The sequence below is a fragment of the Enterobacter sp. WCHEn090032 genome, from assembly GCF_003986875.1.
In the GTDB taxonomy this organism is placed as follows: Bacteria; Pseudomonadota; Gammaproteobacteria; order Enterobacterales; family Enterobacteriaceae; genus Enterobacter; species Enterobacter sichuanensis.
Genome location: NZ_RXRN01000021.1, coordinates 67,995 through 80,060 on the forward strand (window position 1 = coordinate 67,995; position 12,066 = coordinate 80,060).

The following is a 12,066-nucleotide window of genomic DNA, read 5'->3' on the forward strand; positions in this document are numbered from 1 at the left end:
GCAATTACTCCATCATCTTCTCAATTGGCAGCACCAGGATGGAGCTTGCCCCCAGCGCCTTCAGTTTTTCCATGGTTTCCCAGAACAGGGTTTCGCTACTCACCATGTGCATCGCCACGCGCTGCTGATCGCCCGCCAGGGGGAGGATGGTCGGGCGCTCAGCGCCTGGCAGGAGGGCAATCACCTCATCCAGACGCTCGGTCGGAGCGTGCATCATGATGTATTTGGATTCACGCGCCTGAATTACGCCCTGAATACGGGTCAGGAGTTTGTCGATCAGCTGTTGCTTGGCATCGGCCATCTCGCCGTCACGCTGGATCAGGCACGCTTTGGAGCGGTAGATCACTTCCACTTCGCGCAGGCCGTTCGCTTCCAGCGTCGCGCCGGTGGAGACCAGGTCACAGATGGCGTCTGCCAGACCCGCGCGCGGGGCCACTTCAACTGAGCCGTTCAGCAGACAGGATTTAAACTGCACGCCTTTCTGGTCCAGGTAACGCTTTAACAGGTGAGGGTAGGAGGTGGCGATACGTTTACCGTTCAGCGCGGCCGGGCCGTCCCAGGCTTCATCAACCGGCGTCGCCAGCGACAGGCGGCAACCGCCGAAATCCAGACGACGCAGGGTGAAGTAACGCGGATCTTCACCCTGCGCACGGCGGGTCAGCAGCTCTTCTTCCAGCACGTTTTCACCGATGATGCCAAGGTCAACGACGCCATCCATGACCAGGCCGGGAATATCGTCATCACGCACGCGCAGAATGTCGATGGGCATGTTTTCAGCCAGAGCAATCAGGCGCTGGGTGTGCAGGTTGATTTTAATCCCGCAGCGGGCCAGCAGTTCGCGTGAATCGTCACTTAAACGGCCTGATTTTTGAATAGCTATGCGTAAGCGTGAGTTATCTAACATTCTTTATTCCTCGTTAACCTGTTTTAACCTGTCTGAATTCGGTCCAAAAAAAAGCCCCCGGAAGAAGATCTTCCGGGGGCTTTCTCATGCGTTCATGCACCACTGGAAGATCCAAACGTCTTCCAGCACACATCGCCTGAAAGACTAGTCAGGATGATGGTGATGATGGTGGTGTTTAAATTGAACGCGTGTCATATAAATTCTCGATGAATGCTTATTCATTTGATGTCTTTTAACCTAAACCAGTTGTGCGACATATTGCAAGGGCTTTTTTTGATCATTAATTCATTTCATATTGATGCTATGAATTGTGTGTTCTGCCGGGCTGGCGTAGCCTTATGAAAGACGAGTGAGAGTCAGGAGAATTCGCATGAAAAAGGTCGCGATTGTCGGTTTAGGGTGGCTGGGAATGCCGCTGGCGATGTCATTAGCCGCAAAAGGCTGGCAGGTGACCGGAAGCAAAACCACAGCGGATGGGGTCGAGGCAGCGCGCATGTGCGGTATTGATGGCGTTGAGCTGCGTCTTGAGCCGGAGCTGATATGTGATGCTGACGATCTGGACACGCTGATGAACGTCGATGCGCTGGTGATCACCTTACCCGCCCGGCGCAGCGGGCCGGGTGAATCATTTTATCTGCAGGCGATGCAGGAGATTGTCGACAGCGCGCTGGCGCACCATGTTCCCCGCATTATTTTTACCAGTTCGACCTCTGTCTATGGCGAGGTGGAAGGCGTCGTAAAAGAGACTTCCGAGCGCCGTCCCGTGACCGCGAGCGGGCAGGTTCTGAAAGAGCTGGAAGACTGGCTGCATAATCTGCCGGGTACGCAGGTTGATATTGTGCGTCTGGCGGGACTGGTTGGACCCGGGCGCCATCCGGGACGTTTTTTTGCCGGTAAGTCTGCGCCAGACGGTCAGCATGTCGTCAATCTGGTGCATTTAGACGATGTGATTGCCGCGATTGAACTGCTCTTACAGGCTCCAAAAGGTGGACACATCTATAATATATGTGCACCGTCTCATCCGACGCGCAGCACGTTTTACCCGCTGATGGCACGTCAGTTGGGTCTGGCTCCGCCGGTTTTTGGGGAAGCAAAGGATGGTGGTAAAGGCAAAGTTGTTGATGGCAATCGCATTTGTCATGAGCTGGGGTTTGAGTATCAGTATCCCGATCCGCTGGTGATGCCCATGGAATAAGTCCCGCAGCGGAGACGATCGCACACCAGAAGGGGGGCGAGCATGAAACCGCTGCTGGATGTTCTAATTATTCTGGATGCACTGGAAAAAGAGGGGAGCTTTGCGGCTGCGTCGGCAAAGCTCTTCAAAACCCCTTCCGCGCTGAGCTACACCGTTCAAAAGCTGGAAAGCGATCTCAATATTCAGATCCTCGATCGCTCCGGGCATCGCGCGCGGTTCACCCGTACCGGACAAATGCTGCTGGAAAAAGGACGTGAAGTCCTCCATACCGTTCGCGAACTGGAAAAACAGGCCGTTAAGCTTCATCAGGGGTGGGAAAACGAGCTGGTGATTGGCGTGGATGACACCTTTCCCTTTTCTCTCCTGACGCCGTTGATTGAGGCCTTCTACCAGCACCACAGCGTGACCCGGCTTATTTTCATCAATGGCGTGCTGGGCGGATCCTGGGATGCCTTAACCCAGGGCAGGGCGGACATTTTTGTTGGCGCAATCCATGAGCCTCCCCAGTTGAGTGATTTTGGTTTTGCCCGCCTGGGCGTGCTGGAGCAGGTCTTCGCCGTGGCCCCACATCATCCGCTGGCGCAGGAGCCTGAACCTATAAACCGGCGCGTGATTAAGGGTTACCGCGCAATAGTGGTTGGCGACAGTTCGCGTCCGGAATGTGCGGTTTCCTCGCAACTGCTTGATGAACAGGAAGCGATTACCGTTTTTGACTTTAAAACCAAGCTGGAGCTGCAGATAAGCGGTCTGGGTTGCGGCTATTTACCCCGCTATCTGGCGCAGCGCTTTATCGATAGCGGTGCGCTTGTTGAAAAACAGGTACTTGCTCAAAACAGCAACGAATCGGTGTGGGTGGGCTGGAATGAACAGACCGCCGGGCTGGCCAGTGCCTGGTGGCGGGACGAAATTTTAGCAAATAGTGCTATCGCTGCTGTTTATGCTCAGGGCAGTGTCGAGAAATCAGCCAGTTAGCAAAAAGAAAATTCCCCGCTGCGTTGCAAAGTATTGCCTTTTGTATCCGATGTGGGGCAAAATGCCGCCGCTGCAACCAAATGAATAATCGACGATATAAAAGGCGTCGGTTATTTTTTTTTGCATGTACGAAACGAAACTAAAAACCAAGAGGCCGGGCTTCGTACCGGATAGATATTTACTAAAATCCGACAGTTGTTGTCGCTGAGGAAGAAAGAAATGGGGCAATTTTTCGCTTACGTGGCGGTTATCACCGTAAAGGAGAATAACTATGTCGCATAACGCAACTCCAAACACCTCTCGCGTGGAATTACGTAAAACGCTTACGTTGATTCCGGTTGTCATGATGGGTCTGGCCTATATGCAACCAATGACGCTGTTTGATACATTCGGTATCGTATCAGGCCTCACTGACGGTCATGTGCCGACGGCTTACGCCTTCGCGCTGGTGGCGATCCTCTTTACCGCGCTGAGCTACGGTAAACTGGTGCGTCGCTATCCGTCTGCGGGTTCCGCCTACACCTATGCCCAGAAATCCATCAGCCCGACAGTAGGCTTTATGGTGGGCTGGTCTTCGCTGCTCGACTATCTGTTCGCGCCGATGATCAACATTCTGCTGGCAAAAATCTATTTTGAAGCGCTGGTGCCGTCGATTCCATCCTGGATGTTCGTCGTGGCGCTGGTGGCCTTTATGACCGCCTTTAACCTGCGCAGCATTAAGTCTGTCGCCAACTTTAACTCCGTTATTGTTGTGCTTCAGGTTGTGCTGATTGCCGTTATTCTTGGCATGGTGATCTACGGTGTGTTCCACGGCGAAGGCGCGGGTACGCTGGCGAGCAGCAAGCCGTTCTGGTCTGGTGATGCGCATGTGATCCCGATGATTACCGGGGCGACCATTCTCTGCTTCTCCTTTACCGGTTTTGACGGGATCAGCAACCTGTCTGAGGAAACCAAAGATGCAGAGCGCGTGATCCCGCGTGCTATCTTCCTGACGGCGCTGATTGGTGGTCTGATCTTTATCTTCTCGACCTATTTCCTGCAGCTGTACTTCCCGGATATCTCCCGCTTCAAGGATCCGGATGCGTCTCAGCCGGAAATTATGCTCTATGTGGCGGGTAAAGCGTTCCAGGTTGGCGCGCTGATCTTCTCCACCATCACTGTACTGGCGTCCGGTATGGCCGCTCATGCAGGCGTTGCACGTCTGATGTACGTTATGGGTCGTGATGGCGTATTCCCGAAAAGCTTCTTCGGCTACGTTCACCCAACCTGGCGTACCCCGGCGATGAACATCATCCTGGTGGGTGCTATTGCGCTTCTGGCAATCAACTTTGACCTGGTGATGGCAACGGCGCTGATTAACTTCGGTGCGCTGGTGGCGTTCACCTTTGTTAACCTGTCGGTTATCTCTCAGTTCTGGATCCGTGAAAAGCGCAACAAAACGCTGAAAGATCACTTCCAGTATCTGTTCCTGCCGATGTGTGGTGCGCTGACCGTAGGCGCGCTGTGGGTTAACCTGGAAGAGAGCTCAATGGTGCTTGGCCTGATCTGGGCGGGTATCGGCCTGGTTTATCTGGCCTGCGTCACGAAGAGCTTCCGTAACCCGGTTCCGCAGTACGAAGACGTCGCGTAATACTGTGTCGGGTGGCGGCTACGCCTTACCCGACCTACAAAACCCGTAGGCCCGCGTAAGCGCAGCGCCAACGGGCAAAAAAAAGCCGGAGACATCGCCTCCGGCTTTTTTTATACCCATCGATCAAACTATCTCTTGCGCGTACTGGAACAGAGATTTCAACAGTGCCTGTTTCTCAGCATTCCCTTCATACTGGCCGTAAAGCATCTCCAGCTCCTGTGCATAGCTGTGCAGATACTCTGGCGTAAACACGTTGCGACGATGCTGCAGCCAGCGTTCCTGTTCCGCTTCATCCAGCGTGCCGGGGAAGTTACGCGCCCGGTAATTAAACATCAATTTTTCGATGCGTTTATCGGCGAAAGTGATATCCAGCGCCGGTAAGTTACGCGGCTCGGTTTGCAGAACGATGTTCATGGCCGCGCGATCGGCATCGCTGAAGAACCCATTGTACAGCTGAGCATCCACGTTTTCAGACGGCACAAATGGCTCGGCTTCGGCAAAAATGGCCACCACTTTCTCCCGCACCTGCGGATTTTCACGCAGTACTTTCAGGTTATCGAGGCAGTGCTGGCGGTTAATGCCCAGCCTGTCCGCATCTTCCGGGCGCAGCGTATTCGCCTGCGCCAGGACCGGGCATTTGTTGATATGCACCAGTTTGACCGGTACCGCAGGCAGATCGCCGAGTTCATTTTTCGGCGTGTACAGCCGTTCGCGCAGGGTATCGCTGTCGAGCTCCAGCAGCGGCGAAATATCACCGGCCAAATCCACCATGATGACCGCATTACGGTTGTCCGGATGCCACGCCAGCGGGGCAACCCAGCTGGTATTGCCGCGCCAGGCACCAAACATGCCGGAAATATGCACCAGGGGTTTCATCTGCGGTACGTCGATAAGGGTCATGAGTTTCTGCTTGTTGCGATGGCTCAGCAGATACTCAAACAGCCGGGGCTGTGCAGTTTTCACCAGTTTCGCCATGGCAATGGTGGCATAGACGTCGGCCATCGCGTCGTGGGCATTGCTGTGCTCAATGCCGTTGGCACGCGTCAGGTGCTCCAGCCGGAAGCTGGGGAGTCCTTCTTCATTTTCTGGCCAGTTGATGCCTTCAGGACGCAGCGCGTAGCAGGCGCGCATGATGTCGAGCAAATCCCAGCGCGAATTGCGGTTCTGCCAGCTCCAGGCATAGGGATCGTAGAAGTTGCGATAGAAGATGTTGCGCGTCACTTCATCATCGAAACGGATGTTGTTGTACCCCACCACGCAGGTATGGGGAACGGTAAACAGATCGTGGATGCGTCGGGCAAACTCAGCCTCGTTAACGCCTTTCTCCCGCGCTTCCTGAGGGGTGATCCCGGTGACCATCACCGCGCCGGGCTGAGGCAGATAGTCATCCGCGGGTTTGCAGTAAAAAACCTCAGGCTCGCCAATGATGTTGAATTCGTCGTCGGTGCGGATGGCGGCAAACTGCGCCGGTCGATCCAGCGCCGGGTGTGTGCCAAAGGTTTCATAGTCGTGGAATAAAAAAGTCGGGCGTGCGGCAGAGTCAGACACCAGTAATACCATCCTGTTAAAAATTGACGTTACTATGGTAAACGATCGTGCGGGTCAGACCGAATAAAAAGCGCCGCCGTGTCGCAAATTTGCGCGTTGTCTTCAGAGAGAAATATGCGTTCTGTCACATTTTTTTGCAATTAAGCCAGGTAACGACAGCGGAACTCCCGTAAAAAGGTCATCGATTTTTAATGACCTGAGGATATACCGTTGAAACGCCGTCTGTTTATTGCTGTTTCTTTACTCGCTTCGAGTGTCTCATTTGCCTTTGCGGCCGAACCACTGGATTTTTCGCCGCAGCCTCCGGCCATTCAGGCGGGCTCCTGGGTACTGATGGATTACACGACTGGTCAGATCTTAACGGCGGGCAACGAACATCAACAACGTAATCCGGCGAGCCTGACCAAGCTGATGACGGGCTATGTGGTGGATCGGGCCATTGACAGCCATCGTATCTCGCCGGACGACATTGTCACTGTCGGCCGTGATGCGTGGGCCAAAGGGAACCCGGTTTTTGACGGATCGTCGCTCATGTTCCTGAAAGAGGGCGATCGTGTCTCCGTACGCGATTTGAGCCGCGGTCTGATTGTCGATTCCGGTAACGACGCCTGCGTGGCGCTGGCCGATCACGTGGCGGGCGGCCAGCCGCAGTTTGTGAAGATGATGAATGACTATGTGCAAAAGCTGAACCTGCGCGACACGCACTTTGAAACCGTCCACGGGCTGGATGCGCCGGGCCAGCACAGTTCGGCCTACGATTTAGCCGTCCTCTCCCGGGCCATCATCCACGGCGAGCCTGAGTTTTACCATATGTACAGCGAAAAGAGCCTTACCTGGAACGGGATCACCCAGCAAAACCGCAACGGTCTGCTGTGGGATAAAACCATGAACGTGGACGGGCTGAAAACGGGGCATACCTCGGGGGCGGGCTTTAACCTGATTGCGTCTGCCGTTGACGGTCAGCGTCGTTTGATTGCTGTGGTCATGGGCGCGGACAGCCCGAAAGGGCGTGAGGACCAGGCCCGGAAACTCCTGCACTGGGGGCAGCAGAATTTCGATACCGTTCAGATCCTGCATAACGGTAAAAAGGTGGGGACAGAGCGAATCTGGTACGGCGATAAGGAGCAGGTAAAGCTGGGTACCGACCAGGACTTCTGGCTGGCCCTGCCGAAAGCGGAGGTGCCAAACATCAAAGCTAAGTACGTGCTGGACAAAAAAGAGCTGGAAGCACCGATTGCCGCGCATCAGCGGGTCGGGGAGATCCAGCTCTATGATCGCGATAAAGTGGTGGCGCACTGGCCACTGGTGACGCTGGAAGCCGTTGATAAAGGCGGCATGTTCTCCCGCCTGAGCGATTATCTGCATCACGCGCTTTAAGTGCCGTTGAGCAGACTGGCAGGGTTGCGAGTCTGCTCACATAATAAACACTTCACGTTTGCTGAATCCGCATAACCCGCTTTATAGTGTATAAATATACAGTAATAAATGGAGGCAGCATGGACTACAGCATTAAGCAGCAACAGAAACGTAAGATTGCCGGTTTTCATTTGGTCGGGCCGTGGGAACATACGGTAAAACAGGGCTTTGAACAGCTGGTGATGTGGGTGGACGGGCGTCACATTCAGCCGCTGGAGTGGGTTGCGGTCTACTACGACAACCCGGATGAGGTCCCGGCAGAAAAATTGCGCTGTGATACGGCCGTCACGGTGCCGGACGATTTCATCATTCCGGAAAACAGTGAAGGCGTCATGATGACGGAAATCGCGGGCGGGGACTATGCTGTGGCAACGGCACGCGTGGAAAACTACGACTTCGCGACGCCGTGGTACCAGTTCTTCAATTCCCTGTTGCAGGACAATAAGTACCAGATGGCGCTCAAACCCTGTTTCGAGCGCTATCTCAATGACGGCAATGCAGACGGCTACTGGGATATCGAAATGTTTATCGCGGTGGAGCACAAACCCGTTTAAGCCTGTTAAATGAAGGGTTTTTCAGCCGGGAGCGATCCGCCCGGCTGAAAACACAGTACAATTGTGATTTGCCGTGTAGCTGGAGAGCGGGTGTGCGTCCCGACAAATCATTAACCCCTTTTGAAATTCGGTTATACAAACACTACCGCGTGGTGCATGGGTGTCGCATTGCGCTGGCGTTCGTATTGACGTTTGTACTGGTCCGTTTGCTGGATATCCCGGAAGGGACGTGGCCGCTGATCACGCTGGTGGTGGTGATGGGGCCCATCTCGTTTTGGGGAAACGTCGTCCCACGCGCCTTCGAGCGAATTGGTGGGACCGTGTCAGGCTCGGCACTTGGGCTTATCGCCCTGAAGCTGGAGCTTATTTCGTTTCCGGTCATGCTGGCATGGTGTGGTGCCGCCATGTTCCTGTGCGGCTGGCTGGCGCTGGGCAAAAAGCCATATCAGGCATTGCTGATTGGTATTACTCTCGCGGTGGTGGTCGGCGCCCCTGCCGGGGATATGACTACCGCGCTCTGGCGAAGCGGGGATGTTATCCTCGGTTCACTGCTGGCCATGCTCTTCACCGGTATCTGGCCGCAGCGCGCTTTCTTGCACTGGCGTATTCAGATGGCCAACTATGTGACCGCATTTAACCGCGTCTATCAGGCCGGTTTTTCTCCAAACCTGGTTGAACGTCCCCGGCTGGAAAAGCATCTGCAAACAATCCTCAACGACGTGGTCAAAATGCGCGGTCTGATCACGCCCGCCAGCAAGGAAACCCATATTCAGAAAGCGATTTTCGAAGCCATCCAGACGGTAAGCCGCAACCTGGTGTGCATGCTTGAGCTGCAAATCAATGCGCACTGGGCCTCGCGCCCCAGCCACCTGTTGATGCTTAACGCGCAGACCCTCAAAGAGACTCAGATGATGACGCAGCAAACGCTGTTGACCATCGCTCATGCGCTCTACGAAGGCAACCCGCAGCCGATCCTGGCGAACAGCGAACGTCTCAACGAAATCGTGGCGGAGCTGAAGCTGCTGATCAACGAGCGTCAGAGCGATAACGTGGCAGAAACGCCGATTCACGGTTATGTCTGGCTGAGCATGGAGCTGGCGCGACAGCTCGAGCTGTTATCGCACCTGATTTGCCGGGCGCTGCGCAAATAAAAGGCGTATGTGACGCCTGCTGCTTCGATTCAGCAGCAATTGGGGTTATGATAGCTTTAAACGATATAGCCATTGTCATTCGCAGCCGCTGTCAGTAAGGTTATTGTTACAACGGTTGCTTTAACGAATCCGAATCTCACATTATCAGGGGTGTAAAAATGGAAACTACCAAGCCTTCGTTCCAGGATGTTCTGGAATTCGTCCGCCTGTTCCGCCGCAAAAACAAGCTGCAGCGTGAAATCCAGGACGTTGAGAAGAAGATCCGTGACAACCAGAAACGTGTTCTGCTGCTCGACAACCTGAGCGACTACATCAAGCCGGGTATGAGCGTTGAAGCTATTCAGGGCATCATCGCCAGCATGAAGAGCGACTATGAAGACCGCGTTGATGACTACATCATCAAAAACGCTGAGCTGTCCAAAGAGCGTCGTGACATCTCTAAGAAGCTGAAAGTGATGGGCGAAATCAAAAACGGCGAAGCAAAAAGCGAGTAATCGCAACGAATCGTGAAAAAGGCTCTCTGGTGACAGAGAGCTTTTTTTATGATTCAGAACGCGGCTGAAGCTGATAAATCCAGGCATTTACCCGTTTACCTTCATGGGTCGTCACCATCACCTCAACCCGATCGTAGCCGTCTTCAAATTCATCCAGCATTGGCCAGTGTGTGGCAAGGTTATCAGAGATAAACAGATAGCCTTCAACGCGGGGGCCATCCGGGTGGAGCACGATCCCCGGGAAATCAGCTGCAGCGCCCCAGCCGCGTTCGTAAAACGTGCCGGATACAAAGCCGGGCAGCCATTCGCCGCCGATGTTTTCCAGAATATGCGCATTTGAGTGGCCCGGGCGCAGCGTGCCGTAGACAAACAGAGCGTTCATTTTCCCCCATCCGCAAAGCAAAAAGCCTGCTTTAAAAGCAGGCTTTTTAAATTTGGCTCCTCTGACTGGACTCGAACCAGTGACATACGGATTAACAGTCCGCCGTTCTACCGACTGAACTACAGAGGAATCGTTGTGGAGGCTTATCTTAGCGGCGAAAAAAGTTTTGTCAAACCTGATCTTAGAGAAAAACGACTGATTGCTGATTCTGTCATCAGTTTGTTGTAAATCCACACATCTTTTTAAGGAAAATACTTTGCAGGATTAGCATTTGTCCCCCATCATTTGAAATGGAGTTTCAACTTTTCTCGCTAAGGTCCATTTTGAACGTCACTGCCTCCTTACGCCAGGCGATAACGCGCACGCCATGGTATGCAAAACGTAAAAGCTATCGTGTTCTGTTCTGGCGTGAAATCACCCCGCTTGCTGTGCCTATCTTTCTGGAAAACACCTGCGTTCTGTTAATGGGCGTGCTGAGCACCTTCCTGGTGAGCTGGCTGGGGAAAGAGGCGATGGCCGGGGTAGGGCTGGCGGACAGCTTTAACATGGTGGTGATCTCGTTCTTTGCCGCTATAGATCTCGGGACCACGGTGGTGGTGGCCTTTAGCCTTGGCAAGCTTGACCCCAAACGTGCCCGCGAGGCGGCCCGCCAGTCGCTGATGATCATGACTATTTTTTCGATCGTTCTGGCGGCGCTGATCCACTATTTCGGTAAAGAGATTATCGACTTTGTCGCCGGGGAAGCCACCAGTGAGGTAAAAGACCTGGCGCTGACCTATCTCGAGATGACCGTCATAAGCTACCCGGCGGCAGCCATTGCGCTGATTGGCAGCGGTGCGCTACGTGGGGCGGGTAATACCAAAATCCCGCTGCTGATCAACGGCGGAATGAATATCCTGAATATCATGATCAGCAGCGTGCTGATCTACGGCGTGTTCTCATGGGATGGACTGGGGTTCATCGGCGCCGGGCTGGGGTTAACCATTTCTCGCTATATCGGTGCGGCGGCCATTATTGGGGTGCTGATGGCGGGGATCACGCCTTCGCTGCGTCTTACGCTGAAAAGCTATTTCCGCCCCTTTAATTTCGCCATTATCTGGGAAGTCATGGGGATTGGTATTCCCGCGAGCATTGAATCGGTGTTGTTTAACGGCGGGAAGCTGCTGACGCAGATGTTTGTCGCCGGGATGGGCACCGACGTTATCGCCGGTAACTTCATTGCCTTTTCCATTGCCTCGCTGATTAACCTGCCGGGTAACGCGCTGGGGTCGGCATCGACCATCATTACCGGCAAACGGCTCGGGAAAGGGCAGATAGGCCAGGCGGAGCGACAGTTGCGTCACGTGTTCTGGCTGTCGACGATTGGGCTGACGCTGATTGCCTGGGGCACTGCGCCGTTTGCCGGGCTGATGGCCTCGTTCTATACCCACGAAGATGACGTGAAAGAGGTCGTTAAAATCCTCATCTGGCTCAACGCGGCCTTTATGCCCATCTGGGCGGCCTCATGGGTACTGCCCGCCGGTCTGAAAGGCGCGCGGGACGCCCGTTTTGCGATGTGGGTTTCAATGCTTGGCATGTGGGGATGTCGCGTCGTTGCCGGGTATACGCTCGGGGTGATGCTCGGATGGGGCGTGATCGGCGTCTGGCTGGGGATGTTCCTCGACTGGGCCGTGCGCGGCGCGCTGTTCTACTGGCGCATGGTCAGCGGGCGCTGGTTGTGGAAATACCCGCGACAGAATGCCTGACAATTGCGCGAAATGGAGAATAATTCGGCAAACGATCGGAAATATGCATTCTGCCTTTGACATCATGGGGGAGCA

Annotated in this window: 13 protein-coding genes, 1 tRNA gene and 1 other annotated feature; of the genes, 9 read left to right on the forward strand and 5 right to left on the reverse strand. The window is 54.3% G+C overall.

Features of this window, described 5'->3' with window-relative positions; translation table 11 throughout:
• Window positions 1-4: 4 nt before the first annotated feature.
• Both hisG and hisL read right to left on the reverse strand, forming a co-directional pair.
• Window positions 5-904 (reverse strand): ATP phosphoribosyltransferase, encoded by a 900-nt coding sequence (hisG, locus tag EKN83_RS17105; protein WP_000886595.1) that lies wholly within the window; start codon window positions 902-904, stop codon window positions 5-7.
• 45 nt (window positions 905-949) lie between these two features.
• Window positions 950-1,073, reverse strand: a sequence feature (His leader region).
• Window positions 1,049-1,099 (reverse strand): his operon leader peptide, encoded by a 51-nt coding sequence (hisL, locus tag EKN83_RS17110; protein ID WP_001364200.1) that lies wholly within the window; start codon window positions 1,097-1,099, stop codon window positions 1,049-1,051. Its footprint overlaps the feature before it by 25 nt.
• 175 nt (window positions 1,100-1,274) lie before the next feature.
• Between hisL and EKN83_RS17115 the strand changes: the two genes are divergently transcribed.
• The 4 genes from EKN83_RS17115 (at window position 1,275) to plaP (ending at window position 4,701) form a co-directional block, all read left to right on the forward strand.
• Window positions 1,275-2,099, forward strand: coding sequence for an SDR family oxidoreductase (locus tag EKN83_RS17115; protein WP_025759306.1), 825 nt, complete (start codon window positions 1,275-1,277; stop codon window positions 2,097-2,099).
• Between the two features lie 42 nt (window positions 2,100-2,141).
• Window positions 2,142-3,071: a LysR substrate-binding domain-containing protein gene (locus EKN83_RS17120; RefSeq protein WP_058683308.1), complete on the forward strand. Its 930-nt coding sequence runs from the start codon at window positions 2,142-2,144 to the stop codon at window positions 3,069-3,071.
• 219 nt (window positions 3,072-3,290) lie between these two features.
• On the forward strand, window positions 3,291-3,353 hold the full coding sequence (gene yoeI / locus EKN83_RS17125) for a membrane protein YoeI (protein ID WP_099458931.1): 63 nt from the start codon (window positions 3,291-3,293) through the stop codon (window positions 3,351-3,353).
• Complete coding sequence (gene plaP, locus EKN83_RS17130; protein WP_014832589.1) at window positions 3,343-4,701, forward strand: putrescine/proton symporter PlaP; 1,359 nt, start codon at window positions 3,343-3,345, stop codon at window positions 4,699-4,701. Before yoeI ends, plaP begins: the two co-directional genes overlap by 11 nt.
• 123 nt (window positions 4,702-4,824) lie before the next feature.
• Here plaP and sbcB read toward each other — a convergent pair whose 3' ends face one another.
• Window positions 4,825-6,261: an exodeoxyribonuclease I gene (sbcB, locus tag EKN83_RS17135; RefSeq protein ID WP_379935658.1), complete on the reverse strand. Its 1,437-nt coding sequence runs from the start codon at window positions 6,259-6,261 to the stop codon at window positions 4,825-4,827.
• Between the two features lie 198 nt (window positions 6,262-6,459).
• Between sbcB and dacD the strand changes: the two genes are divergently transcribed.
• The 4 genes from dacD to EKN83_RS17155 all read left to right on the forward strand — a co-directional run bounded on the left by dacD (window position 6,460) and on the right by EKN83_RS17155 (window position 9,864).
• Window positions 6,460-7,626 carry a serine-type D-Ala-D-Ala carboxypeptidase DacD gene (gene dacD / locus EKN83_RS17140; RefSeq protein WP_126801345.1) on the forward strand — a complete coding sequence of 389 codons (1,167 nt, stop codon included), beginning with the start codon at window positions 6,460-6,462 and terminating at the stop codon, window positions 7,624-7,626.
• A 119-nt stretch (window positions 7,627-7,745) separates the two neighbouring features.
• Window positions 7,746-8,219: a DNA gyrase inhibitor SbmC gene (gene sbmC / locus EKN83_RS17145; protein ID WP_025759300.1), complete on the forward strand. Its 474-nt coding sequence runs from the start codon at window positions 7,746-7,748 to the stop codon at window positions 8,217-8,219.
• A gap of 92 nt (window positions 8,220-8,311) precedes the next feature.
• Window positions 8,312-9,370: an FUSC family protein gene (locus tag EKN83_RS17150; protein WP_025759299.1), complete on the forward strand. Its 1,059-nt coding sequence runs from the start codon at window positions 8,312-8,314 to the stop codon at window positions 9,368-9,370.
• Window positions 9,371-9,528: 158 nt separating this feature from the next.
• Window positions 9,529-9,864 carry a DUF496 family protein gene (locus EKN83_RS17155; RefSeq protein WP_008499467.1) on the forward strand — a complete coding sequence of 112 codons (336 nt, stop codon included), beginning with the start codon at window positions 9,529-9,531 and terminating at the stop codon, window positions 9,862-9,864.
• Between the two features lie 46 nt (window positions 9,865-9,910).
• On the opposite strand, the gene EKN83_RS17160 is transcribed toward EKN83_RS17155, so the two are convergent.
• Together EKN83_RS17160 and EKN83_RS17165 are read right to left on the reverse strand one after the other, a co-directional pair.
• Window positions 9,911-10,246: a gamma-glutamylcyclotransferase family protein gene (locus tag EKN83_RS17160; protein WP_095450349.1), complete on the reverse strand. Its 336-nt coding sequence runs from the start codon at window positions 10,244-10,246 to the stop codon at window positions 9,911-9,913.
• 53 nt (window positions 10,247-10,299) lie between these two features.
• A tRNA-Asn gene (locus tag EKN83_RS17165) sits at window positions 10,300-10,375 on the reverse strand.
• Between the two features lie 161 nt (window positions 10,376-10,536).
• On the opposite strand from EKN83_RS17165, the gene emmdR reads away from it, so the two are divergent.
• Complete coding sequence (emmdR, locus tag EKN83_RS17170) at window positions 10,537-11,991, forward strand: multidrug efflux MATE transporter EmmdR (RefSeq protein ID WP_120262340.1); 1,455 nt, start codon at window positions 10,537-10,539, stop codon at window positions 11,989-11,991.
• Window positions 11,992-12,066 lie beyond the last annotated feature (75 nt).